The sequence below is a fragment of the Flavobacterium anhuiense genome (assembly GCF_050990855.1).
Lineage (GTDB): Bacteria > Bacteroidota > Bacteroidia > Flavobacteriales > Flavobacteriaceae > Flavobacterium > Flavobacterium anhuiense_C.
The window spans coordinates 1870575-1894997 of sequence record NZ_CP158861.1 but is presented as its reverse complement, the minus strand read 5'-3'; the positions used below and the strand labels follow the sequence as shown (position 1 = coordinate 1894997).

Sequence of the window (24423 nt, the reverse complement as noted above, 5' to 3'; positions counted from 1 at the left end):
TTTTATTTGTTTAGAAATTCTAAAACAGAATCAGTTATAAATTTAATCTGCTCGTCATCCAATTCTGTATGCATTGGCAATGCGATAACTTCTTGAACTAACTGATTGGTTACAGGAAACTGCTCTTCTTTGTAACGAGGATCTAAATATGCTTTTTGAGAGTGAAGCGGAATTGGATAATAAATTGCACATGGAATTCCTTTATCTAATAAATGTTGCATCAAAGCATTTCTGTCTGCATCAATAATTCTTAATACATATTGATGAAAGACATGATCATTTTGGTTTACATCAAAATCAGGAGTAATGATTTTTGCATTTCCAGCAAAAGCTGCATTGTATTTTGTTGCTGCTAAACGACGTGCCACGTTATATTCATCCAGTAAAGGCAATTTTGCATTTAAAACTCCTGCTTGAATACTATCTAAACGTGAATTAACCCCCACAACATCGTGGTGGTAACGCTCATACATTCCGTGATTTACAATTCCGCGGATGATGTGAGCCAAATTATCATCATTTGTAAAAATTGCTCCTCCATCGCCATAACATCCTAAATTTTTAGATGGAAAGAAAGAAGTTGCCGCAACGTGGCCAATCGTTCCTACTTTAGTTTTTGAACCCGATTTAGAAATATAATCTGCTCCAATCGCTTGTGCATTATCTTCAATTACATATAAATTATATTGAGCAGCTATTTCCATAATAGCATCCATATTTGCAGCGCGCCCGAATAAATGAACAGGAACAATTGCTTTTGTTTTTGGAGTAATTGCTTTTTTGACTGCATCGATATCAATGTTCATATTTACCATATCAACATCTACCAAAACTGGTGTTAATTGCAATAAAGCGATAACCTCAACAGTTGCTGCAAAAGTAAAATCGGCAGTAATCACTTCATCTCCTGGCTGAAGACCAAGTCCCATCATAGCAATCTGCAAAGCATCTGTACCGTTTGCGCAAGGAATAACGTGTTTTGCACCTAAATAATTCTCCAAATTCTTTTGAAATTGGTGAACTAAAGGTCCATTGATGTAAGTATTTGTATCTAAAACTTCTTGAATTGAAGCATCTACAGTAGATTTTATTTTTTCGTATTGACTTTTTAAGTCAACCATTTGAATTTTTTTCATTTTTGAATGTATTTAAAAATTAAAGACACTGTTTTTTAGGCAGAAATCTCTAAAAGGAGGAACAAAAATAGTTATTAATAGCTTCAAACCAATGAAAATAGTCGAAAGAAATGTAATTTAGCTGCAAAAAAAATTACATGCTTTTTTTATACAATTTAGCCGTACATATCGCAGGATTTTTCTTAAAAATAGTAGCCTTGTTTAGTCCGAAAATTAAGCTTTTTGTGGAAGGCCGAAAAAGTGTTTTTAGTACACTAAAAGAAAAAATAAAACCTGAAGACAAAACTATTTGGTTTCATGCTGCTTCATTAGGCGAATATGAACAAGGACTTCCAGTTATAGAAAAAATCAAAGAAAAACATCCTTCCCATAAAATTATTGTAACTTTTTTTTCGCCATCTGGATACGAAGTGCGTAAAAATAACACTGTTGCCGATGTTACTATTTACCTTCCTTTAGACACGAAAGGCAATGCGAAAAAATTCATACAATTAGTGCATCCAGAACAAGCCTTCTTTATTAAGTATGAGTTTTGGCTGAATTACCTAAAAGAGCTAGAAAACCATAAAATTCCAACTTATTTAATTTCTGGAATTTTTAGAGACAACCAAATGTTTTTTAAATGGTATGGCGGATTTTACAGAAAGGCATTGAAAGCTTTTACTTATTTCTTTCTTCAAAATGAAAAATCAAAAGAAAAAGTTGAAAGTCTCGGTTTTAAAAATGCAATTGTTTCAGGAGATACCCGTTTTGATCGGGTAAATGCGATCTTAGAAAGAGACAATCGCTTGGATTTTATCGAACACTTTAAAAACAATCTACCTACAATTGTTATCGGAAGCTCTTGGCCAAAAGATGAAGCTATCATAGCCGACTACATCAATCAGGCGCCTGAGAATGTAAAATTTATAATTGCTCCGCATAACATCAAACCAGACCAAATCGCGGATCTTCAATCAAAAATCACAAAATCGACTGTTTTATTTTCGGAAAAAGAAAACAAAGACCTATCAGAATACAATGTCTTTATAATTGATATTGTTGGCATTCTTACCAAGATTTATAGCTACGGAACGATTGCATATGTAGGCGGCGGATTTGGAAATCCTGGAATACATAATATCCTGGAACCAGCAACTTTCGGAATGCCAATTATAATTGGCCCTAATTATTCCAATTTTGCAGAGGCAATTGCTTTAGTTGAAATCGGAGGCTGCATGCCAATATCAGCGAGTAGCGAACTAAAAGAAATCTTAGACAAACTATTGAACGACAAAAACTTCCTAAAAGAAAAAAGCGAAATTTGCAGCTCTTTTATTCAAGATCATAAAGGCGCAACTGAAACCATTATAAAAGCCGTTTCATAGCTTTTGAATTGATTTAAAAGTGTTAAAATTGAAAAAAAGTAATTAATAAGAACATTTTTCATCTAAACCAGCCGAATAAATAGTCTTAAAAAACAAAAGAAACCATAAATTGGCGAAATAAAATAACCAATTTTTATAAAGAATATTCAACAAAAAATTATTTAGTGTAGAAATTAGATAATTTAAGAAAATTTTGTAGTTTTGGCATATTCTTTGATAAATAAGATAAACGTGAGTAAGGAAAATATTTTAAAAAAAAAGTGAAAAAATATTTTACATATTAAAAAATTTATATCTTTGCCACGAATTAATAATTAACCTTTTATAATAAAGTAAGATGAAAAAAGTATTTTTAAGTTTAGCTGTTGTTGCTGTATTAACTGTTGTATCTTGTAAAAAAGCTGACGCTGCTGCTGAAGCTCCTGCTGTAGATTCTACTGCTGTTGCTGTTGATTCAGCTGCTGCTGTTGTTGATTCTGCTGCTGCAACTGTTGATTCTGCTGCTGCTAAAGTTGATTCTGCTGCTGCTAAAGTAGAAGAAGTAAAAAAATAATTAGAACCTAAGTTCTAACGATTTTAAAACCATCTTTTTAGATGGTTTTTTTTTATGATTATTTTTTACACATTAATCAACACAAATAAAAAAGCGTCCGCATTGCGAACGCTTTTTTTTTATTCAGCCACTTCTTCTAATTCCTCTTCAGACTCTTCATCACCAAAAATCGATTCACTTGAAGAGAAATCCAAAATCTCCGACCTAGATGAATAAGTCACTATCTCTTTTATTCCTTTTTGCAGAAGCAATTCCGTACTGTATTTTCGACTTGTAGCAAAGTGCACATCACCCAACATCAATTTAAAAAAATACTTACCTCCAGAACCCTTAAACTTCAAAAACTTCGCAAGCTCAATATTCGCTTTAAATTTCTCAATATCCTCTTCACACTCAAATCTCAACTCATAACTCAAACTCGTAAAAATAACCTTTCCTCTTCGCGAAGTAAAAGTAAATTTATATTCATCATTAAATCGCCTGCTAATTACAAAAGCACCCATTTACAAATTTTAGATTTTAGATTTATTTTTTTTAGATACTAAGCCACTAAGTTTCTAAGATACTGAGATTTCCCTTAAAAAACACTAAAACTTAATTTTTCCCCATAAAAAAAGCCTCTTCAAAAGAAGAGGCTTTAGTACTCAGAGCGGGACTTGAACCCGCACGAACATTGCTGTTCACTGGATTTTAAGTCCAGCGTGTCTACCAATTTCACCATCCGAGCATTGTATGGTTTTAGAGCGAAAAACGGGGCTCGAACCCGCGACCTCGACCTTGGCAAGGTCGCGCTCTACCAACTGAGCTATTTTCGCATTTTCAAATTTTATCAGAACTGCAACACTTGTTTTGTTTCGTATTGCGAGTGCAAATTTAGGACATTTATTCAATTACACAAGCGTTTTTTCAAAAAAAAATCAACTTATTTTATAACGTTCTGATAACCTAAACTTTAAAATTGAAAATTTTATTATTTTATTTTTTCACCAGCATTCTTTTGATCTCATTCAGTTTCATCAACGCTTCTACTGGCGTAATTGCATTAATATCGAGATTCAGAATCTCTTCTTTTATCTCTTCCAATAAAGGATCATCCAAATTAAAGAAACTCATCTGCATTTCATCATTTGCCGACTTAATTCCATTCAAAGCATCACTTGAATGATTCTTTTCTAATTTCTTTAAAAGTTTCTGCGCTTTCGAAATAACCAATTGCGGCATTCCAGCCATTTTTGCAACGTGAATTCCGAAACTATGCGCACTTCCACCTTTTACCAATTTTCTAACGAATAAAACGGTATCCTTAAGCTCTTTTACAGCAACATTAAAATTTTGGATTCTCGGCATTGATTCGGTCATCTCATTCAATTCATGATAATGCGTTGCGAAAAGCGTTTTTGCTCTTCCTGGATGCTCGTGCAAGAATTCAGCAATTGCCCAAGCAATCGAGATTCCGTCATAGGTACTTGTTCCTCTTCCGATCTCATCCAACAACACCAAACTTCTATCTGAAATATTATTCAAAATAGACGCCGTTTCGTTCATTTCGACCATAAAAGTAGATTCTCCCATCGAGATATTATCTGAAGCTCCAACTCTGGTAAAAATCTTATCTACAATTCCCATTCTAACACTATCAGCAGGAACAAAACTTCCCATTTGAGCCAAAAGCACAATTAAAGCCGTTTGTCTTAAAATTGCAGATTTACCCGACATGTTAGGTCCGGTAATCATAATAATCTGTTGCGTTTCTCTATCCAAGAAAACATCGTTTGCAATATATGGAGTTCCAACAGGCAATTGTTTTTCAATTACCGGATGTCTTCCGTTTTTAATATCCAATTCGAAAGTATCGTCGATTTCCGGACACACATATTGATTTTCGACAGCCATTTGCGTAAACGAACACAAACAATCCAATTGCGCAATTAAATACGCGTTCATTTGAACCGGCTTAATGTACGTTCCAATCCACGCTACTAATTGCTCAAAAAGTTCACTTTCTATTTTATAGATCTTTTCTTCTGCTCCTAAAATTTTAGTTTCGTATTCTTTTAACTCTTCCGTAATATAGCGCTCTGCATTTACCAAAGTCTGTTTACGAATCCATTCTTCAGGAACTTTATCTTTGTGGGTATTCCTAACTTCTATATAATATCCAAAAACATTATTAAACGAGATTTTCAATGAAGAAATTCCGGTTCTTTCCGATTCTCTTTTCTCAATTCCTTCTAAAAATTCTTTTCCAGAAGTTGAAATTGCACGCAATTCATCCAACTCTTCGTTAATCCCTTTTGCAATAGCATTTCCTTTAGAAATAGCAACAGGCGCATCTTGATTTAAAGTTGTTTTAATTTTTTCGCGAAGCAAATCACACGCATGCAAACTGTCTCCAATTACTTTAACAGCTTCTTGCGGACTTTCAAGCGCCAATGTTTTAATTGGAATAATAGCATCTAAAGATTCCTTTAAATAAACAATTTCCCTTGGAGAAACTTTTCCTGCAGCGATTTTAGAAATCAAACGCTCTAGATCTGAAATCTGCTTAATCTGATATTGAATATTATGCAGAATTTCTGGATTTGATTTTAAATACGCCACAACCTCATGACGGCCTTTTACTTTGTTCGCATCTTTTAAAGGCAATGCCAACCAACGTTTTAGCAAACGCCCTCCCATCGGAGAAAGCGTTTTATCAATCACATCCAAAAGCGTAACTGCATTTGGGTTATAGCTGTGATATAATTCTAAGTTTCGAATCGTAAAACGATCCATCCAAACATACGCATCTTCTGCAATACGCTGAATTGCTGTAATATGCTGTACACGATTATGTTGCGTTTCTGACAAGTAGTATAAAATTGCACCAGAAGCGATGATTCCTTCTTTCAATTCTTCAACACCAAATCCTTTTAAGGAATTGGTTTGAAAATGCTTTGTTAAAGTTTCTAAAGCATAATCTTCTTTATAAATCCAATCTTCCAAGTAGAAACTATGAAAATCTTCTCCAAAAGCAGTTTTAAAATCATTTTTATTATTCTTCGGAACCAAAACCTCACTTGGATTAAAGTTCTGCAATAATTTGTCGATGTATTCTGCATTTCCTTGAGCCGTTAAAAACTCTCCTGTAGAAACATCTAAAAATGCGATTCCGATATTTTTATTAGCAAAATAAACAGAGGCTAAGAAATTGTTTGATTTTGACTGTAAAACTTCATCGTTTAAAGAAACTCCCGGAGTTACAAGTTCTGTCACCCCTCTTTTTACGATTGTTTTAGTCATTTTTGGATCTTCCAGCTGATCGCAGATCGCCACACGAAGTCCAGCTTTTACCAATTTTGGCAAATAAGTGTTTACAGAATGATGCGGGAATCCAGCCAAAGCTGTTTCGGTATCAGACCCTGCTCCTCTCTTAGTTAAGGTTATCCCTAAAATCTTAGAAGCTCGAATGGCGTCTTCTCCAAAGGTTTCATAAAAATCTCCTACTCTGAAAAGCAGACATGCATCAGGATATTTAGCCTTGATTTCGTTGTACTGTTTCATTAAAGGTGTTTCCTTCACCACTTTTTCTTTAGCTGCCAAATTGTAATGTTTTAAATGAAAAATTAAGACAGCGAATTTATGATTTTTTAGTGGCAAATCGAAAGCTTCAAAAATTAAAATATTTTAAGATATTTTTAGTTACTGGTTTAAGAATTTTATATAGCTTTGTTTATCATTTAAAAAAAGACCCTTAAAGATGAAAAAAATAATCTTATTCGCTATGTTAGCTGTTGCTGGTATCACAGCTACTAATGCACAAACAACTAAAAAAGCTAAAGCTACTAAAGTTGCTAAAGTTGAAGGAGCTGGAATGCTTTTCGAAACTGAAACTATCGATTACGGAACTATCGCTCATAACGCTGATGGAAAACGTGAATTTGTTTTTGTTAACAACGGAACTAAACCATTAATCATTACTAACACTACAGGATCTTGCGGATGTACTGTTCCAACTACGCCAAAAGAACCAATTGCTCCAGGAGCTAAAGGTGTTATTGGTGTAAAATACGCTACTGATAGAGTTGGTGCTTTTACAAAAACCGTTACTGTAACTTCTAATGCTGAAGGTCAGCCAACAAAAATCCTTACTATTAAAGGCACTGTTTTACCAGATCCAGTAAAAAGCTAATCTGAAAAACATTTAAATAATGAAAAAGCTTCCTTATCTTTGGAAGCTTTTTTTATGACTACAATTCAAAAACAATGAGAAAACTCGAAAACAGCGAACTAGACCGTAAATCAATTGAAGATTTTAAAAAATCGGAGAAAACCCCTTTAATATTAGTTTTAGACGATATTAGAAGTCTGCACAATATTGGCTCTGTTTTTAGAACTGCTGATGCGTTTTTGATTGAAAAAATAATCTTATGCGGAATCACCGCAACTCCTCCAAATAAAGAAATTCATAAAACCGCTCTTGGCGCAACTGAAACCGTTGCTTGGGAACATCACGAAAATGTCTTGGAAGTTATCGAAAACTTAAAGAAAGAAAATGTTTTGACAATGGCCATTGAACAAGTGGAAAGTTCTATTTTTCTTCAGGATTTTGAAATTGTAAAAGACAAAAAATATGCTTTAGTTTTTGGAAACGAAGTCTATGGTGTTTCGCAAGAAGCTGTTGCAATCTGTGATGGCTGTATTGAAATTCCGCAACTTGGAACCAAACACTCTTTAAACATTTCTGTAAGTGCGGGAATTGTAGTTTGGGATTTATTTCAAAAAATAAACTGGCCTGAATAAAAATTTATTTTTTTATAATCAATTAATTGATATTTTTAGCAAATGAAAAATATCAAATTAACAATTATTCCTCTTTTATTTTCTGTTTTAAGTTTTAATTTTTCTAATTCAAAAGAAAACCCCAAAACTTTTAACAAAAAGAATACATACATATCAAAACCCAATATAAATCAGAAAGCAAAAAAACACAAAAAATCCAATTTTGTAATTGATCCTCCAAGACTTGTCGCGCAAGGCGATCAACTTTACTGCCCACAGACCTCTATTAATATTGTAACAGACTTTACAATTGATCATGATATTAATGAAAATGGCGCACAAGCACTTTATATTCAGATTTCTTCAGGATATTCCAGTGGTTTTGACAAGCTTGAACTTTTAAATCCAACGGCGCACTCATCTATTGTTACAAGCTGGGATGCCACGGCTGGAAAATTAACATTATTTAATCCAACAGGAGCAGATGTTTTATATTCTGAACTTGTTGATGCTATTAAGGATGTAGCATTTACCAATTCTTCAGCAACAGCTTCTGGAACAAGAACATTCTCTATAACAATGGGCAAAGCAAACTACTTGCCCTCTACACAGCATTATTATGAATATGTTCCAAGTTTAGGCATCACATGGACTGCGGCGCGAGATGCGGCGGCAGCTCGTACCTATTATGGACTTCAAGGATATTTGGCTACCATTTTGTCTGCAGATGAAGCAAAATTAATTGGTGAGCAAGCCTCTGGAACTGGATGGATTGGAGGAAGCGATGCCCAAACAGAAGGCGTTTGGAAATGGGTTACAGGTCCCGAAGCAGGAACTATTTTCTGGAACGGAAATGCAAACGGATCAACACCAAATTTTGCTTTTTGGAATACAGCAGAACCAAATCAGCAAGGTGATGAAGATTATGCACATATTACGCAACCTGGTGTTGGAATAAGAGGTTCTTGGAATGATTTATCAAATAATGGAGACACCTCTGGAAATTATCAACCTAAAGGCTATTTAGTAGAATACGGAGGAATGCCAGGCGAAGCTCCGTTACAAATAGCTACCAGCACTAAAATTACAATTCCTGTGGCAACACCTGCTATTGACCCAAGTCCAGTTTGTGATTCTGGAAGTTTTACTTTTAATGCAACTGCAACGGCTGGAGCAACCATAAGATGGTTTGATGCTGCTGTTGGCGGAAATTTATTGACTACAGGCCCAACTTATACTACTCCGATATTAACTACAACCACAAATTATTATGTTGATGCAGGTTGCGAATCTAATCGTAAAGCAGTAAAAGCAACTGTAAATGCAACTCCTTCAAATCCTATTGCAGAACAAGACACTTATACCAATTGCGGCCCAGGAAGTTTAACTATAAAAGCAACTTCAAATGTTGGTTCTATAAATTGGTATGATTCAGCAACAGGAGGTACAAGCCTTTACACAGGATCCTCTTTTACAACTCCAACAATTTCATCAAATAAAACTTATTATGCAGAAGCTTCCAATAATGGCTGCACAAATGCAACTAGAACTCCTATAAACATAGAAATTTATACACCTCCAGTTGTTACAGATGAAACTTTGTTATTGTGCCAATTTCAAACTATAGAATTAGACGCTGGAATTTCTGGAATGAGCTATTTATGGTCCAATGGCGCAACTACACAGACTATTAGTGTTAACACAGGCGGAAAATATACAGTCGACGTTACAAGTTCTTCTCCTGAAAATTGTACGAGCACAAAAACAATTATAGTCGATGAACACAACGTTCCGCAGATTGCTCGTGTTGACGTTGAAGGAACAAGAGCTATTATTTATCCTGTCAAAGAAGAAGACTATTTTGAGTATTCTGTAGACGGAGTCAATTTTCAAGATTCTACTGTTTTTTATGATGTTCCTGGCGGACTTCAAACTGCTTATGCTCGAGAAAAAAGTGGATGCGGAGGAACTGCCAAACAATTTGTTGTACTTGTTTTTCCTGCTTTTTTTACGCCAAACAATGATTCTTATAACGATTTATGGGAAGTAACCGGAATGGAAAATTATCCATTGGCTGTTGTTACCATTTTTGATCGCTATGGGAAATTAATTGCACAATTAAGCCGTTTTAAAATGAGTTGGGATGGCACTTTAAATCAAATACCACTTCCTGCTTCCGATTATTGGTATGCTTTGAAAGTTGATGATTCAACGCCGATCCTAAGAGGACATTTTACATTAAAAAGATAATATGGATATAGAAACAATTCGAGAAATCTGTCAAAAACTAACTGGCACAACCGAAGATATAAAATGGGAACATGATCTTGTGTTTTCAGTAGGCACTAAAATGTATTGTGTTGTAGGGCTTGATCAAAATCCGACTTCGGCTTCTTTTAAAGTCTTGGACGAAGAATTTGAAGAAATGAGTAATAAACCTGGATTTAAACCAGCACCTTATGTTGCAAAATATAAATGGGTTTTAATTGATGACATTACACGAATGAAAAAATCAGAATGGGAAAAATACATTCAGCAGTCCTATCGTTTGGTTCAGGAAAAATTATCAGCAAAAGTTAGAAAACAACTCGGGATAATATAAGTTATTAAGAATCCGTTTTCTTTTTAATTTCATTCAATATATAAAGATAATCTTCATGTTTTTTTACAAAATCACGATCAGAAACATCTATTATTAGAACATTCAAATCGGTTTGAGATTTTATATATTCCAAGTAACCGTTATTGATTTTTTCTAAATATGCAGCTTCAATATTCTGTTCATAAATACGTCCGCGCTTTTTTATATTCTGCAAAAGTCTTTCTGTATTCTGATATAAATAAACATACAAATCGGGCTTTGGCATTTCTTTGTAAATGATATCGAATAGATTTCTGTACAAACGATACTCATCTTCTGCCAAGGTAATTTTTGCAAAAATCAGCGATTTAAAAATATGATAATCGGCAACGATAAAATCTTTAAACAAATCAAATTGTGCCAAATCATCTGCCAATTGCTGATAACGATCAGCTAAAAAAGACATTTCTAAAGGAAACGCATAACGGTTTTGATCTTTATAAAACTTTGGTAAAAACGGATTATCGGCAAATCGTTCTAAAACTGTTTTTCCGTTAAAGTCTTCTGCAATTTTATGCACCAAAGTAGTTTTTCCAGCTCCAATATTCCCTTCAAAAGCAACATAATTAAATTGGTTTAAAGGAATTTCTTCAATCGGACTTTTCAGCTTTTGTACAACTGTACACACACTATCATCTGGAGTAACCGCAATCAGTTCGGGAATTGTTTTTTGCAAAATCGGATGCCTCCAATTTAACTTTAAATCTTGCATTGGCAACAAAACAAAATTTCTGTTTTGCATTAACGGATGCGGAACTTGCAGTTTTTCGGTCTCAATTATTTCAGCATCAAAAGCAATCAAATCAACATCAATAATTCTAGATTGATATCCTTCTTGATTCAAGCGAATTCTTCCTAGTTCCTTTTCGACTTTTAAAATTTGAGTTAGGATTTTTTGCGCAGAAGAATTGGTATGTAAAAGAAGTGCACAATTATAAAAAGCATCGCTCTCAAAACCCCATGCTGGAGTCTCGTAAAGTTTTGAAACCTCAATAACAGTCCCCACATTTTGATGTATTAAATCAATACAATTTTGAATGTTTTCTAGTCTGCTGCCTTGGTTGCTGCCTATCGATAAAACGACTTGATGCTGTAATTTCATAATTAATGCAAATTAACTAAAACTATTTAGAATTAACCAATATATTTGTGAAACGGCGTCTTCAATTCAATCCTAAATTTAGATGTCTCGTTTGTAACATTTTGCTCTTTTTTGCTACTTATTAAAAAAATATACATATGAAGTTTTTAGGAAATATAATTGCCACAGTAATTGGTATTTTTGTTTTTATTATGCTCTTCTTTTTCGGAGTAATCTTTATCAGCGCGATTTTTGGCGGTGACGACACCGTTTCGGTTAAATCGGATTCGGTGATTGAATTGAATTTAAAAGAAATTAAAAATGACTACGCGGGGAAATATAAAGATCCATGGGTAAGTGTCTTTTCAGACAAAAAAGGCATTGGATTGACCGATGTAATCAATGCCATTGAAGCTGCAAAAACAGACGACAATATCAAAGGAATTTCAATTTTAAACGATGAATCTTCTCTTGGTCTTGCGCAATATAAAGATTTGAGAAATGCTCTAGAAAGTTTCAAAAAATCAGGAAAATATATTTGGGCTTATGCAAATACATATTCTCAAAAAGAATATTATTTAAATTCTGTTGCCAATACTATTTATATTAATCCAGCTGGAGATTTAGATTTTAAAGGTCTTTCTTCTGAAATCATGTTTTTCAAAGATTTCCAAGACAAATCTGGAATTCGCATGGAAGTGATTCGCCACGGAAAATACAAAAGTGCCGTTGAGCCTTTCTTAGAAAATAAAATGAGTGAGGCTAACAGAGAGCAGATTACTGCGCTTCTAAATTCTATTTGGACTACTGTTTCTGCCGATATTTCAAAAAGCAGAAATATTCCGTTGCCGAAATTAAATGAAATTGCAAACGGACTTTTGGCCAGAACTCCAGAAATGGCAAAAGAACAGCATTTAGTGGATATTATTGCTTACGAAGATGTTTATCACGATGCCATTAGAAGAGTTTTAAAAGTCGACAAAGACGAAGATTACAACAAAATTTCGATTTTAGATTATACTCAAAATCATATAACAACAGCTTTAACAGACTCTTCAAGCGATCAAATTGCAATTATTTACGCTCAAGGCGAAATTGGAAGCGGTGAAGGAGATGTAAATACTATTGGAGAAGGTTCTATGCGCCGTTCTTTGCAAGAAGCTAGAAAAAATGATGACGTTAAAGCCATTGTTCTTAGAATTGACAGCCCAGGAGGAAGTGCTCTAACTTCTGACTTAATTTGGCGAGAAATTGAAATTACGAAAAAAGTAAAACCAGTTGTTGTTTCTATGGGTAACTACGCAGCTTCTGGCGGCTACTATATTGCTTGTAACGCTAATAAAATTTTTGCTGAAAACAATACCATTACAGGATCTATTGGAGTTTTTGGAATGTTACCCAACTTTAGCCCGTTGGCTAATAAATTAGGAATCAATTCAGAACAGGTTAAAACTCACGAAAACGCCGCAAATTACAGTCCGTTTTTACCGGTTGATGAAAAATTTAAAGCGTTTACTTTAGAAGGAGTCGAAAAAATCTACAATACTTTTGTTACTCATGTTGCAGAAGGTCGTAAAATGACTTTTGCACAAGTAGATTCTATTGCACAAGGTAGAGTTTGGTCTGGAACTGAAGCTTTAAAAATTGGTTTAGTAGATAAAATTGGTGGATTAAATGATGCCATTGCGGAGGCTGCCAAAATAGCTAAAGTAAAAAAATATAGTACTCAAAATTATCCTGAATACGAAAAAACACTTAACGATTTGTTTGGAAATCTTCCATTTGCAAAATCTAAAGAGACTTTCATAAAAGAAGAAATTGGAGAAGAAAACTACCTTCTTATTGAGCAGATTAAAAAATTCCAAAAACAAAAAGGAGTTCAAGCGATATTGCCTTTCGGAATCAATATTTATTAATTCAACTAAGATGAATAAAGTAATTCTTTTTCTAACGGTCTTATTTTGGAGCTTTTTAAATGCTCAAACTACGAAAGAAATCACTTTTAAGGAAGCTCCAGCGGTATTAAAAATAAACAATGATCAAATCTTTGGCACACTGACAACACCCGATTTGACCAAAAAAGTTCCGGTTGCTTTAATTATTGCGGGTTCTGGTCCAACAGACCGCAACGGAAATAATCCGCTGATGAAAAACAATTCGTTAAAAATGCTAGCGGAAGCTTTGGCTAAACATGGAATTGCGTCGTTACGCTATGATAAAAGAGCTATTGGAGAAAGCAAAGCTGCTGGAGGCGCTGAAAGCAGTTTGGTATTTGAAAATTATATCCAAGATGCCAAAAGCTGGATCAATTATTTAAAACAAGACAGACGCTTTTCTAAAATTATCATTATTGGACACAGCGAAGGCTCTTTGATCGGAATGGTTGCCAGTGCAAAAGCAGACAAATTTGTATCGATTGCAGGTGCAGGCGAACCAGCAGATCAAATCTTGAAAACACAGATTGGAGCAAAGTCAATGAAACAGCTTAACGACATGACCTTCCCGATTATCGATAGTTTAAAAAACGGATTTGAGGTTAAAAAAGTAGATCCGATGTTGAATTCTCTTTTTAGGCCAAGCATTCAGCCTTATTTAATTTCTTGGTTCAAATACAATCCGCAGACTGAGATACAAAAGCTCACAATTCCTGTTTTAATCCTGCAGGGAAATAATGATATTCAAATTGCTGTCAAAGATGCTGAAAATTTAAAGCAAGCCAATAAAAATGCCGATCTTCAAATTATAGACAAAATGAATCATATCATGAAAACTGTTGAGAGCAATCAAGAAGCCAATTTAGCAACTTATAATAATGAAACACTTCCTATCTCGGAGGTTCTCATTGAAAAAATAGTTTCATTTATTCAGAAATAATAAAATAAATCCAGTTAAAAATCCGTTTTGAAAGTATTTCTCAACGGATTTTTCTTATTTCACATTTTTAATAAAATTCCTACATTTTAAGAAAACTTTATCTGCAAACTCTAGTAAAAAAAACTATTTTTGCAGGAGTCGATTTAACACGTTAAACCCTCAAATCTATTTATATGCTAAAAAAAGTTTTAAAAATAAGTGCCATAGTTATGGTGGTATTTGTTGCTGCATTATTTGCCATTCCGTTTTTGTTTAAAGACCAAATCAAGTCTAAAATCGTCGAGGCCATTAACGAAAGTGTTGATGCCAAAGTAAGTTTTACAGATGCCGATTTAAGCTTATTCAAAAACTTTCCAAACGCAACGGTTGGAATCGAAAAATTAGTAATTATCAATAAAGCTCCCTTCGAAGGTGACACTTTAATTTCTTTGGGAGAATTGAATTTAAAAATGAGTGTTAAAGAACTTTTCAAAGGAAAAGACGAACCTTTAAGCATCCAGGGAATTAGTTCTACAAACGGATTAGTAAATATTATTTTCAATAAAGATGGTATCGGAAACTTTGATATTGCTTTAAAAAACAAAAAAGAAGAAGATAAAAAAGACGAGCAAAGCAAACCGCTTGCATTGAAAATTCAAAATTATAAAATTGAGAATTTTACTTTTAGATATATCGATCAAGGTTCTAAAATTAAAATGGTAATTGACAGTTTAAACCACGAAGGAACTGGTGATTTTACCAATTCAAAATTAGATTTGGCTACAAAATCTACGGCTAAAGTTTCTTTAGATATGGATAAAATCAATTACATGAAAAATGTAAAACTAACTTTAGATGCTGTTTTAGGAATTGATTTAGAAAAGAGCAAATATACTTTCAAAGAAAACAAAGCCCTAATCAATCAATTGCCGTTAGAATTTGACGGTTTCATTCAAATGGCTGAGAAAGCTCAGATTTACGATTTGAAATTTAAAACACCTACTTCATCATTTACTAATTTCTTAGGTTTAATTCCTTCTGCTTACGCTTCTAGCTTAGAAGGTGTAAAAACGACTGGAGATTTTACAGTAAATGGTTTTGTAAAAGGGGAATTGACCGATACTACGGTTCCTAAATTCAATATCGAAATCGCATCTAACAATTCTTCTTTCCAATATCCAAACCTTCCAAAATCGGTTCAAAATATTGTAATCGACACTAAAATCATTAATGAAACGGGAATTTTAAATGATACTTATGTAAATTTAGATAAGTTATCTTTTAGAATTGATCAAGATGTTTTTAGCGCTAAAGCGAATATTAAAAACATAACGGTAAATCCAATTGTTGATGCGGCTTTAAAAGGAACAATCAATCTTGCTAATCTTTCAAAAGCATATCCGATTAAAATGGATAAACCATTGGCGGGTATTCTAAAAGCAGATGTTACGACCAATTTTGATATGGCTTCTGTAGAAAAAAGCCAATACCAAAATATCAAAAACGCTGGTACAATGAGTTTGTCAGGATTTAAATATACGGATGAAAACAATAAATCGATGAACATTAGCACGGCATTGGTTGAGTTTAATCCGAGTAAAATCAACTTAAAACAATTTGATGCTACAACTGGAAAAAGTGATATTAGCATTAACGGAGTCTTAGAAAATTTCTATGGTTTCATGTTTAAAAAACAAGAACTAAAAGGGAACTTCAACATGAGCTCAAAACAATTGGCAGTTGACGATTTTATGACTTCTGGACAACCTGCAACTGCAAAAACAGAAGCAAAACCTGCCGAAGCAATGAAGATTCCTGCTTTCTTAAACTGTACTTTAAATGCCAAAGCTACAACGGTTTTGTATGATAATTTAAAATTGCAAGATGTTGCTGGAACATTAATTATTAAAGACGAGAAAGCAACGCTTCAAAACTTTAAAACCAATATCTTTGGAGGATCTATCGGCCTTAACGGAGCCGTTTCTACAAAAGAAAAAGTACCAACTTTTGATATGAATTTAGGCTTCAATCAAGTTGATATTGCGCAGACATTTACGCAATTGGATATGATGAAAAAAATTGCTCCGATTGCTGGAATTATTAATGGAAAATTAAATTCGACTATTAAGTTGAATGGTAATTTAGATGCCAAAGAATTGACACCTGATTTAAAATCTATTTCAGGAGATTTATTAGGCCAATTATTATCAACTACAGTAAACGCTAAAAATTCGACTGTTTTAAATACGCTTACATCAAATGTGAAGTTCTTAGATTTGAACAAAGTAAATCTAAATGATTTAAAAATGGCTTTAACTTTTGATAATGGAAAAGTAAACGTTAAACCTTTTGATATTAAATATCAAGACATAAAAGTTACAGTTGGTGGAACGCATGGTTTTGATCAAACGATGAATTATACGCTTAAATTTGATGTTCCTGCGAAATATCTAGGAACAGAAGCGAATAATTTAATTGCAAAAATGTCTCCTGCAGATGCTGCAAAATTGGATAACATTCCAATTAATGCTTCTTTAACGGGTAATTTTTCAAATCCGAAAATTAGTACAGACATGAAGACTGCGGTCAGCAATTTAACAGCACAATTGGTAAATCAGCAAAAAGAAAAACTGACTCAAAAAGGAACTTCTGCACTTACTGACTTAATCAATAAAAACACAAAAGCAAAAGACACCACTCAGGCGGCTAAAACTGAAAAAGAGCAAAAAACGCAAGAAGTGACGAAAAAAGCAAGTGATCTATTAAACGGATTGTTTAAGAAAAAGAATCCATAATAAAAAGATGCTAAGATTCTTAGGTAGTGAGTTACTCTAAAACATACAACTTTGAAACTTAGTATCTCAGCATCTTAAAACCTAAAAAATCCTGTTCTTAAAGAACAGGATTTTTTTTTATTTATCTAGAATCTTGTGGATTGCTTTTATAAAATCTGGAACGGTTAGTGTATTGGTGTCTAAACCTACACTTTCGTTACCGTATGGTTCGTATTTTTTCAAATTAGAAACAGAAAACAAACCTACAGTTGGTGCTTTTGAAGCACTCGATAAATGCATAATTCCGCTATCTGCGCCAACAAAAACATCAACATTTGCCAAAACAGAACCTATTTCTCGAACATCTTTACTGTAAAAAGTTGGTGCTTCAAAATTGATCTGAGAAACATTTTCGACTGGTAAAACTTCAAAAATATTATTATTCGGAAATTCATTTTTCAATGCAGTATAAAATTCTTGCCACCATGAAACGCAATAGCATTTTTCTCCCGTTGCATACGTAAAAATAGCAATGGTTCTCTTACTTGGATCAATAATTTTATCCAAAATCTTTTTACCATTTGCAATTTCCGCATCAGATAATTTTAAATCTAAAAGTGCTATCGGGTCCTTCTTATCTTCTAATCCGACTTGGCTTAGAAAATATCTAAAATTATAAACTGGATATTTTGCGATATGATCGTAATCTGGATATTCTAAAATAATTCCTTCTGGAAGATTTCCAAAAAACTTATACTTTGCTGTCGAAAATTTTACACCAAGTCTACCTGAAGAAGAATTCTGATCGACATTTATAGCCATATCATACCTTTGTGCTCTAATAAGAGTCCAAACTTTAAAGTATTTTACTAATTCTTTGAAAGGTTTTTTGGGTAGATGAATAATCTTATCAATGTTCTCGTATTCTTCAAAAACAATTGGCGCCAAAGTTCCCTTTACAAATACGTCGATTTTACAATCAGGAAAAATCTTACTCACTTCCTGAACTAAAGGCGTAATTAAAAGCATGTTTCCTAATCGCCCATTTGGTCTGCAGATTAAAACTTTTTTAATCTTACTTTTATCAATGGGTCCGATAGTACTAACTTCCGAATTTCCAATATTCTTGGTTAGATTTCGCATTAACGAACGCCTAAAAACATTAACTTTTTTTAAGTTACTCATGTGTTACTTTTTGTGGTATTTATTTTTTTTGAAAAATTAAACTTGTTTGCTATATAAAGCTATAATTATTTTTTCAACTAATTAACACAAAAACACAAAATAAATTGCAATTTTCAAATTAAAACAACCTAAAACCAAAAAAAGATAACATTTTAGTAATAAAAACTTACACATTTATTGTAACCACATAACCTTCTGAACCACGAATATTAAAGACTGTTCCGTTCTCAAACAATAAATATTGACCTTTAATTCCAGTTAATTTTCCACTGAAAGAAGGTGTTTTATCCAAGTTTAAACTATTCACTTTTGCAGGATAGTTCAAAACTGGATATTGTAGATCGTAAACATCATTTTTTTCTGCATAAAAATAATCTCTAGCTTCTGTTGGAATCAGATTTTCAATTTTTGCTTTTTCTGCAATTAAGTCAAAAGTTTCAACAGAATTCTGAAGCATTTTTCTCCAATTGGTTTTGTCTGTATAATAATCTTTTAGAGCCACCTCTGTAATTCCCGCCAAATAACGATTGGGAACCTCAACAATGGCAATGGCTTGAGAAGCTCCTTGATCGATCCAACGAGTTGGAACTTGCGATTTGCGTGTAACTCCCACTTTTATTTCGCAAGCCGAAGCTAGATAAACAATATGCGGCTGCAGTTGTGCTTTGGACTCGTATTCTAAATCTCTGTCTGCAATACCTAAATGTGCCGTGCTCAATTCTGGTCTCATAATCCAGTCTCCAACCGCAGGGCTCGAATAAAAACACTCATAACAAAAACCTTGTCGGTATATTTTTTTCTTTTTACCGCAATTCAAACATTGACAACCTACAAAATTGATTTCAATTTCTTTATCTAATAATTGATTCACATTTAAGAAACTATCTTCGAAAACCAAATAGTATTGAATTGGGCTTCCAAGTTCAGTTTGCATTTTTGTCAGTACGCCTTGATATTGCATTCGTATTTTTATTTATAATTGCTGATTTAGATTTATCAAAAGATTAAAATTTTTTGTGCTAAAATTCGTTTAAAAACATAGAATCTTTACTTCAAATCGAATTGTTTTTTACAAAAAAATAGTATTTTTGATATGAAGACAAAGTTACTATTTGTCTCTCGATATTCAAATTTTAAGTTTTTTTGTTTTTACATAGATTGTGAAATTTAAGACCTAAAATTCCGTTAACTAAAAACCAGATTCATGCCTTTATCTATTATCAATTCGTTTGCATCTTGGGTCCTAAAACAAAGGATTCATCAAATAGAGCTTTTTTTAAAATACCCAAATGAAGTTCAGGAAGAATTATTGCACAACTTATTGACGGCATCTGAAAATACAGTTATTGGAAAAAAATATGAATTTTCCAGTATCAACTCCTATCAAACTTTTGCAGAAAGAGTTCCAATTGCAACTTACGAAGAGCTACAACCACTTATCGAACGCACGCGTTTGGGTGAGCAAAACGTTTTTTGGGAAACACCAATTAAGTGGTTTGCCAAATCAAGCGGCACAACAAATGCAAAAAGCAAATTTATTCCGGTAAGTAATGAAGCACTTGAAGATTGCCATTACAAAGGAAGTAAAGATCTTTTATGCCTTTATTTGAATAACAATGAAGATTCTGAATTGTTCTTAGGAAAAAGTCTTCGCTTGGGCGGAAGTTCTCAGATTTACGAAAATAACAATACTTTCTTTGGAGATTTATCAGCGATTCTGATTGAAAATATGCCAATTTGGGCAGAATTCAGCAGCACGCCAAGCAGCAAAACTTCGTTGATGAGCGAATGGGAAACTAAAATTGCCGCCATTATCAACGAAACCAAAAATGAAAATGTAACCAGTTTTGCAGGAGTTCCTTCTTGGATGCTGGTTTTAATGAATAAAGTTTTAGAAAACACTGGCAAACAGAGCTTACTAGAACTTTGGCCAAATTTAGAGGTTTACTTTCACGGAGGTGTGAGTTTCTCGCCTTACAAAGATCAATACAAAAAATTACTGCCTAGCAAAGATTTTAGATATTACGAAATATACAATGCTTCTGAAGGTTTCTTTGCTATTCAGGATTTGAATAATTCGAGCGATTTATTACTAATGTTGGATTATGGAATTTTCTACGAATTTATTCCGATGGATACTTTTGGAACTCCAAATCAAAAAGTAATTCGTTTAGCCGATGTTGAATTGAATAAAAACTATGCGATTGTTATCACGACTAATTCTGGTTTATGGCGTTATCTGATTGGAGATACGATTCGTTTTACCTCATTAAATCCATACAGAATTAGAGTTACTGGAAGAACCAAACATCATATTAATGTTTTTGGTGAAGAATTGATGGTCGAAAATACCGATCAAGCCATTGCAAAAGCTTGTCAGGTTACGCAAACAGAAGTTATCGATTATACGGTTGCTCCTATTTTTATGCAAGACAAAGAAAAAGGTGCTCACGAATGGATGATTGAGTTTAAAAAACATCCTGCCGATGTTGGCCTTTTCCAAAAAGTGTTAGACGAAACCTTGCAGACTTTAAACTCCGATTACGAAGCAAAACGCTACAATAATATGACTTTAAATCCTTTGGTGATTAATGTTGCTCGCGAGAATCTTTTTTATGACTGGTTGAAAGAAAGAGACAAATTGGGTGGTCAGCATAAAATTCCGAGACTTTCGAATCAGAGAGATTATTTGGAGCAATTAAAAGAAATGTGCTAAAAAAACTTACTATAAAATGAAGGATACAAAATTCAGCGATATGACAACTGAAGAACTAACTAAAAATCAGAAAACATTAAAAACGGTGAATACTATTTTTTGTGTTGTACTTTTTATATTGTTCGTTCTTAATATATTCATTGTTTTTATGAAAGGCTTTAGCGCGATGAATGTTATTCCGATTGCCTTATTGCCTATTCTTTTTTTGAATCTGAAAAATTTGAAAGAGATTAAACGAGAATTAGAATCTCGTGGATAAAATGGGCGAAATTAGAATTGAATTAAGCAAAAAGAAAACGGCTTTAGCTTTTATAGCTTCTGCAATTTTCGTAGCATTAGGAATTCAGTTTATTTTAGACCCAGAGAGATATGTCTCACCAATGTACAGAAATATTGAGTTAATAAAAATTACTGGTTTTACATCAGTATCTTTTTTTGGACTATGCTTAATTTTTATTCTTTTTAAAATCTTTGACAAAAAGCCCGGATTAGTAATTAATGATATTGGAATTACCGACAATTCCCATTATGGAAGTGCTGGGTTAATTGATTGGTCAAAAATCATAGCCATAAGAACTCAACAGATCATGTCAACTAAATTTTTATTAATATATGTTTCAAATCCTCAAGAGTTTATTCAGAAAAGCTCTTGGATAAAAGCATCATTAATGAAAGCTAACTTAAAAATGTATGGAACTCCTCTCTCTATTACTTCTAATAGTTTAAACTACAATTTTGACTATCTTGAGAAATTACTACATGAGGAATGGAACAAATATAAATCATGATATTTCCACTAAACCTGCATCACTAATAGCCCGATTCGCCACGGCGAAACATGCCCAAATAAAAAAACCTCAGCTCTTTATTGTAAAAGACTGAGGTTTTGTTTTTTATTTTGATTGTGGAAATACTAGTGCGATTTCTCCCTTCGGTCGAAATGACAAAAATGGGTTAAAAAATCTTCGCCTTCACTTAGAATGACAATTACTACATCATATCAATATATCTGTCATGGTATCCTAAAAGATATAAAACACCATCAAGACCTAAACTTGAAATTGAAGTTGAAGCGCTTTCTTTTACTTTTGGTTTGGCATGAAAAGCAATTCCTAGACCTGCTAAGTTTAGCATTGGCAAATCGTTTGCTCCGTCTCCAACTGCAATAGTTTGATTGATGTGGATTCCTTCTTTTTCGGCGATTGCTTTTAAGAATTCTGCTTTTTTCTGACCGTCTACAATATCGCCTAAATATTTACCTGTCAGCTTACCATCTTTTATTTCTAATTGATTAGCGTGCACATAATCTATTCCTAATTCTTTTTGAAGATATTCACCAAAATAAGTGAAACCTCCAGATAGAATTGCAGTTTTGTATCCGTAGTATTTTAAAGCTTTCATTAAACGATGTGCTCCTTGCGTTATTGGTAAATTGATAGCGACGTTTTGCAGAACTTCTTCGCTCAAACCTTCTAACAGAGCCATACGCTTTTTGAAACTTTCGTTGAAGTCGATTTCACCATTCATAGCCGATTCTGTAATGGCGCGAACTTGATCTCCTACTCCATTCAGTTCTGCTAATTCATCGATTACCTCGGTTTGGATTAAAGTCGAATCCATATCGAAGCAAACCAAACGACGGTTTCTTCTGTAAATATTATCTTCTTGGAAAGAAATATCAACATTAAGCGTTCTGGAAATTTCCATAAAACTTGCCGTCATGATGATCTTGTTTACAATTTCTCCTGTTACAGACAATTGAATGCAAGAACGAGGGTATTCTTCTTTTTCGACAACAGAAGTTCTTCCTGTTAATCGAATAATTGAATCGATATTCAGGTTTTGATCTGACAATATTTGAGTTACTGCAGACAATTGAGAAGCTGCTAGTTTTTCGCCCAAAATATTGATTATATAACGTTGTTTAGATTGTGATTTTACCCAAGTTTCGTAATCTTCTATAGAAATCGGAATAAATTTCACTTTGATTTCCAGTTCATACGCCTTAAACAAAAGGTCTTTTAAAACTGGCGCTGAAGAAGAGCCAGCTGCAATTTCGAACAAAATTCCTAAAGAAAGCGTATCATGAATATCGGCTTGACCGATATCTAAAATATTAGCATCGTATGCCGCCAATACAGCTGTTAAACCTGCTGTAACTCCAATTTTATCGTGTCCTGAAACTTTTAATAAAATTATTTCTTTATCTTCTACTGCCATTTTTCTTTCTTGATTTTGAAGCGACAAAAATCGGCAATCTCTCGTTGATAAAAAAGAATAATCCTTGTTTTTTTGAAAAGAAAAAGCACATATAAATGTGCTTTTTCGAGTAATTTAACAATTATCTTTTATTATTAAAATAACGTAACTTTTTAATTATTTCATTGGTTCATTTTTATCAAAACTTACCATCCAGTTTACACCAAACTTATCTTTAAACATTCCGAAATACGATCCCCAGAAAGTATTATCCATAGGCATTTCTACTTTTCCTCCAGCTGAAAGTCCGTTGAAGATTTTGTCTGCTTCCTCTGTGCTTTCTGTGTTGATCGAAATCGAAAAATTATCTCCAAAACCTACATCTCCGTATCGCGGATGACTGTCACTTCCCATCAAAATGGTATTTCCAATTGGGAGTGAAACGTGCATGATACGATTTAATGCTTCTTCTGAAAGGACTTCTCCTTCTTCTGCTGGAGCATCTTTATATTTTCCGATATACGGAAAATCTCCTCCAAAAACTGATTTATAAAACAGAAACGCTTCTTCGCAAGTTCCGTTAAACATTAAATAGGGATTTATTGCTGTCATTTTTTTAATTATTAATTGTTAATTATAAAGTGTCAATTCAAAATCTAGTCTTTATTCTTGCTTCTTTCTTCTACATTTTCTACATTTTCTACATTTTCCACATTTTCTACTTCTCAGACAGCTCTTTAATCGTCTCCAATCCTTTTGGAAAAGCTTCTTTGAAATAGTCTATATGTTGCTCGATAACGTCAACTTCTACATGAAGATTAACCACATCTCCTTTTTGATCTAAACGATAGGTTTCCATCGCTCCAACCCATTTTTCTGTTTCTTCATTTGGCGGAACTTCTTTAAAATCTTTTAGCTCCCCCATATGCTTAAACGCCATGTATTCGTTAGGAATTTTACTTTCAATGATACTATTCATTCCTTCTCCGCCTGACCCTAAAAAATAAATTTTATCGCCTTCATTCCAACTGGTTTGCACGTAACTTTCTCCACAAAAAGAGCTTGTCCACTTTCTGTAAGTTTCGTCATCCCATAAGACTTTCCAAATCTTTTCTTTAGAAGCCTTTACATCGATATCAAAAACTAATTTTTCCATC

General features: G+C 33.4%; 21 protein-coding genes and 2 tRNA genes. 12 read left to right on the top strand and 11 right to left on the bottom strand.

Features of this window, described 5'->3' with window-relative positions:
* Nucleotides 1-2: 2 nt before the first annotated feature.
* Nucleotides 3-1136 (bottom strand): DegT/DnrJ/EryC1/StrS family aminotransferase, encoded by a 1134-nt coding sequence (locus ABTV69_RS08455; protein ID WP_433835385.1) that lies wholly within the window; start codon nt 1134-1136, stop codon nt 3-5.
* A 137-nt stretch (nt 1137-1273) separates the two neighbouring features.
* Here ABTV69_RS08455 and ABTV69_RS08450 point away from each other — a divergent pair, with 137 nt between their 5' ends.
* Both ABTV69_RS08450 and ABTV69_RS08445 read left to right on the top strand, forming a co-directional pair.
* Nucleotides 1274-2503, top strand: coding sequence for a 3-deoxy-D-manno-octulosonic acid transferase (locus tag ABTV69_RS08450; RefSeq protein ID WP_433835383.1), 1230 nt, complete (start codon nt 1274-1276; stop codon nt 2501-2503).
* 337 nt (nt 2504-2840) lie between these two features.
* Nucleotides 2841-3056 (top strand): PG1828 family lipoprotein, encoded by a 216-nt coding sequence (locus tag ABTV69_RS08445; protein ID WP_008467260.1) that lies wholly within the window; start codon nt 2841-2843, stop codon nt 3054-3056.
* Between the two features lie 119 nt (nt 3057-3175).
* Here ABTV69_RS08445 and ABTV69_RS08440 read toward each other — a convergent pair whose 3' ends face one another.
* From ABTV69_RS08440 to mutS, 4 genes are all read right to left on the bottom strand, one after another.
* Nucleotides 3176-3559, bottom strand: coding sequence for a DUF1508 domain-containing protein (locus ABTV69_RS08440; RefSeq protein ID WP_433835381.1), 384 nt, complete (start codon nt 3557-3559; stop codon nt 3176-3178).
* A 138-nt stretch (nt 3560-3697) separates the two neighbouring features.
* A tRNA-Leu gene (locus ABTV69_RS08435) sits at nt 3698-3783 on the bottom strand.
* 15 nt (nt 3784-3798) lie between these two features.
* Nucleotides 3799-3871, bottom strand: a tRNA-Gly gene (locus ABTV69_RS08430).
* Nucleotides 3872-4031: 160 nt separating this feature from the next.
* The gene (mutS, locus tag ABTV69_RS08425) at nt 4032-6638 is read right to left on the bottom strand and encodes a DNA mismatch repair protein MutS (RefSeq protein ID WP_433835379.1); all 2607 of its coding nucleotides are present in this window, start codon (nt 6636-6638) and stop codon (nt 4032-4034) included.
* A 157-nt stretch (nt 6639-6795) separates the two neighbouring features.
* Here mutS and ABTV69_RS08420 point away from each other — a divergent pair, with 157 nt between their 5' ends.
* From ABTV69_RS08420 to ABTV69_RS08405, 4 genes are all read left to right on the top strand, one after another.
* Entirely contained in the window at nt 6796-7227 is a 432-nt protein-coding gene (locus tag ABTV69_RS08420; RefSeq protein ID WP_433835376.1) for a DUF1573 domain-containing protein, read from the top strand.
* Nucleotides 7228-7301: 74 nt separating this feature from the next.
* Nucleotides 7302-7838 (top strand): RNA methyltransferase, encoded by a 537-nt coding sequence (locus ABTV69_RS08415; protein ID WP_433835374.1) that lies wholly within the window; start codon nt 7302-7304, stop codon nt 7836-7838.
* Nucleotides 7839-7880: 42 nt separating this feature from the next.
* Nucleotides 7881-10067 carry a T9SS type B sorting domain-containing protein gene (locus ABTV69_RS08410; protein WP_433835372.1) on the top strand — a complete coding sequence of 729 codons (2187 nt, stop codon included), beginning with the start codon at nt 7881-7883 and terminating at the stop codon, nt 10065-10067.
* Nucleotide 10068: 1 nt separating this feature from the next.
* Nucleotides 10069-10419 carry an MmcQ/YjbR family DNA-binding protein gene (locus ABTV69_RS08405; protein ID WP_433835370.1) on the top strand — a complete coding sequence of 117 codons (351 nt, stop codon included), beginning with the start codon at nt 10069-10071 and terminating at the stop codon, nt 10417-10419.
* A 4-nt stretch (nt 10420-10423) separates the two neighbouring features.
* On the opposite strand, the gene folK is transcribed toward ABTV69_RS08405, so the two are convergent.
* Entirely contained in the window at nt 10424-11560 is a 1137-nt protein-coding gene (gene folK, locus ABTV69_RS08400; RefSeq protein WP_433835368.1) for a 2-amino-4-hydroxy-6-hydroxymethyldihydropteridine diphosphokinase, read from the bottom strand.
* Nucleotides 11561-11697: 137 nt separating this feature from the next.
* Here folK and sppA point away from each other — a divergent pair, with 137 nt between their 5' ends.
* The 3 genes from sppA to ABTV69_RS08385 all read left to right on the top strand — a co-directional run bounded on the left by sppA (nt 11698) and on the right by ABTV69_RS08385 (nt 17187).
* Nucleotides 11698-13455, top strand: coding sequence for a signal peptide peptidase SppA (gene sppA / locus ABTV69_RS08395; RefSeq protein ID WP_433835366.1), 1758 nt, complete (start codon nt 11698-11700; stop codon nt 13453-13455).
* Nucleotides 13456-13465: 10 nt separating this feature from the next.
* On the top strand, nt 13466-14413 hold the full coding sequence (locus tag ABTV69_RS08390) for an alpha/beta hydrolase family protein (RefSeq protein ID WP_433835364.1): 948 nt from the start codon (nt 13466-13468) through the stop codon (nt 14411-14413).
* Nucleotides 14414-14586: 173 nt separating this feature from the next.
* A complete protein-coding gene (locus ABTV69_RS08385) occupies nt 14587-17187 on the top strand; it encodes an AsmA family protein (protein ID WP_433835362.1) in 2601 nt (866 codons plus the stop codon).
* Between the two features lie 117 nt (nt 17188-17304).
* On the opposite strand, the gene ABTV69_RS08380 is transcribed toward ABTV69_RS08385, so the two are convergent.
* Together ABTV69_RS08380 and ABTV69_RS08375 are read right to left on the bottom strand one after the other, a co-directional pair.
* On the bottom strand, nt 17305-18351 hold the full coding sequence (locus tag ABTV69_RS08380) for a glycosyltransferase family 9 protein (protein ID WP_433835360.1): 1047 nt from the start codon (nt 18349-18351) through the stop codon (nt 17305-17307).
* A gap of 166 nt (nt 18352-18517) precedes the next feature.
* Nucleotides 18518-19312 (bottom strand): DUF2797 domain-containing protein, encoded by a 795-nt coding sequence (locus ABTV69_RS08375; protein ID WP_433835358.1) that lies wholly within the window; start codon nt 19310-19312, stop codon nt 18518-18520.
* A gap of 243 nt (nt 19313-19555) precedes the next feature.
* Here ABTV69_RS08375 and ABTV69_RS08370 point away from each other — a divergent pair, with 243 nt between their 5' ends.
* From ABTV69_RS08370 to ABTV69_RS08360, 3 genes are read left to right on the top strand one after another with little or no spacing between them, the layout of a single operon-like run.
* Nucleotides 19556-21067: a GH3 auxin-responsive promoter family protein gene (locus tag ABTV69_RS08370; protein ID WP_433835356.1), complete on the top strand. Its 1512-nt coding sequence runs from the start codon at nt 19556-19558 to the stop codon at nt 21065-21067.
* Nucleotides 21068-21083: 16 nt separating this feature from the next.
* The gene (locus tag ABTV69_RS08365) at nt 21084-21326 is read left to right on the top strand and encodes a redox-active disulfide protein 2 (protein ID WP_433835354.1); all 243 of its coding nucleotides are present in this window, start codon (nt 21084-21086) and stop codon (nt 21324-21326) included.
* 1 nt (nt 21327) lies between these two features.
* Nucleotides 21328-21855 (top strand): STM3941 family protein, encoded by a 528-nt coding sequence (locus ABTV69_RS08360; protein ID WP_433835352.1) that lies wholly within the window; start codon nt 21328-21330, stop codon nt 21853-21855.
* 202 nt (nt 21856-22057) lie between these two features.
* Here the strand turns inward: ABTV69_RS08360 and serB are convergent, their stop codons facing one another.
* The 3 genes from serB to ABTV69_RS08345 all read right to left on the bottom strand — a co-directional run bounded on the left by serB (nt 22058) and on the right by ABTV69_RS08345 (nt 24422).
* Nucleotides 22058-23287 carry a phosphoserine phosphatase SerB gene (gene serB / locus ABTV69_RS08355; protein WP_433835350.1) on the bottom strand — a complete coding sequence of 410 codons (1230 nt, stop codon included), beginning with the start codon at nt 23285-23287 and terminating at the stop codon, nt 22058-22060.
* 156 nt (nt 23288-23443) lie between these two features.
* Complete coding sequence (locus ABTV69_RS08350; RefSeq protein WP_433835348.1) at nt 23444-23878, bottom strand: VOC family protein; 435 nt, start codon at nt 23876-23878, stop codon at nt 23444-23446.
* Between the two features lie 106 nt (nt 23879-23984).
* Entirely contained in the window at nt 23985-24422 is a 438-nt protein-coding gene (locus ABTV69_RS08345) for an SRPBCC domain-containing protein (RefSeq protein WP_433835346.1), read from the bottom strand.
* Nucleotide 24423 lies beyond the last annotated feature (1 nt).

What these genes read in the sequence shown, in the direction of transcription:
- ABTV69_RS08385 (WP_433835362.1), top strand. Translation starts at nt 14,587, where the DNA reads ATGCTAAAAAAAGTTTTAAAAATAAGTGCCATAGTTATGGTGGTATTT.
- ABTV69_RS08390 (WP_433835364.1), top strand. Translation starts at nt 13,466, where the DNA reads ATGAATAAAGTAATTCTTTTTCTAACGGTCTTATTTTGGAGCTTTTTA.
- ABTV69_RS08410 (WP_433835372.1), top strand. Translation starts at nt 7,881, where the DNA reads ATGAAAAATATCAAATTAACAATTATTCCTCTTTTATTTTCTGTTTTA.
- serB (WP_433835350.1), bottom strand. Translation starts at nt 23,287, where the DNA reads ATGGCAGTAGAAGATAAAGAAATAATTTTATTAAAAGTTTCAGGACAC.
- ABTV69_RS08455 (WP_433835385.1), bottom strand. Translation starts at nt 1,136, where the DNA reads ATGAAAAAAATTCAAATGGTTGACTTAAAAAGTCAATACGAAAAAATA.
- ABTV69_RS08440 (WP_433835381.1), bottom strand. Translation starts at nt 3,559, where the DNA reads ATGGGTGCTTTTGTAATTAGCAGGCGATTTAATGATGAATATAAATTT.
- ABTV69_RS08445 (WP_008467260.1), top strand. Translation starts at nt 2,841, where the DNA reads ATGAAAAAAGTATTTTTAAGTTTAGCTGTTGTTGCTGTATTAACTGTT.
- folK (WP_433835368.1), bottom strand. Translation starts at nt 11,560, where the DNA reads ATGAAATTACAGCATCAAGTCGTTTTATCGATAGGCAGCAACCAAGGC.
- ABTV69_RS08350 (WP_433835348.1), bottom strand. Translation starts at nt 23,878, where the DNA reads ATGACAGCAATAAATCCCTATTTAATGTTTAACGGAACTTGCGAAGAA.
- ABTV69_RS08360 (WP_433835352.1), top strand. Translation starts at nt 21,328, where the DNA reads ATGGGCGAAATTAGAATTGAATTAAGCAAAAAGAAAACGGCTTTAGCT.
- ABTV69_RS08370 (WP_433835356.1), top strand. Translation starts at nt 19,556, where the DNA reads ATGCCTTTATCTATTATCAATTCGTTTGCATCTTGGGTCCTAAAACAA.
- ABTV69_RS08450 (WP_433835383.1), top strand. Translation starts at nt 1,274, where the DNA reads ATGCTTTTTTTATACAATTTAGCCGTACATATCGCAGGATTTTTCTTA.
- sppA (WP_433835366.1), top strand. Translation starts at nt 11,698, where the DNA reads ATGAAGTTTTTAGGAAATATAATTGCCACAGTAATTGGTATTTTTGTT.
- ABTV69_RS08415 (WP_433835374.1), top strand. Translation starts at nt 7,302, where the DNA reads ATGAGAAAACTCGAAAACAGCGAACTAGACCGTAAATCAATTGAAGAT.
- ABTV69_RS08345 (WP_433835346.1), bottom strand. Translation starts at nt 24,422, where the DNA reads ATGGAAAAATTAGTTTTTGATATCGATGTAAAGGCTTCTAAAGAAAAG.
- ABTV69_RS08365 (WP_433835354.1), top strand. Translation starts at nt 21,084, where the DNA reads ATGAAGGATACAAAATTCAGCGATATGACAACTGAAGAACTAACTAAA.
- ABTV69_RS08405 (WP_433835370.1), top strand. Translation starts at nt 10,069, where the DNA reads ATGGATATAGAAACAATTCGAGAAATCTGTCAAAAACTAACTGGCACA.
- ABTV69_RS08375 (WP_433835358.1), bottom strand. Translation starts at nt 19,312, where the DNA reads ATGCAATATCAAGGCGTACTGACAAAAATGCAAACTGAACTTGGAAGC.
- ABTV69_RS08380 (WP_433835360.1), bottom strand. Translation starts at nt 18,351, where the DNA reads ATGAGTAACTTAAAAAAAGTTAATGTTTTTAGGCGTTCGTTAATGCGA.
- ABTV69_RS08420 (WP_433835376.1), top strand. Translation starts at nt 6,796, where the DNA reads ATGAAAAAAATAATCTTATTCGCTATGTTAGCTGTTGCTGGTATCACA.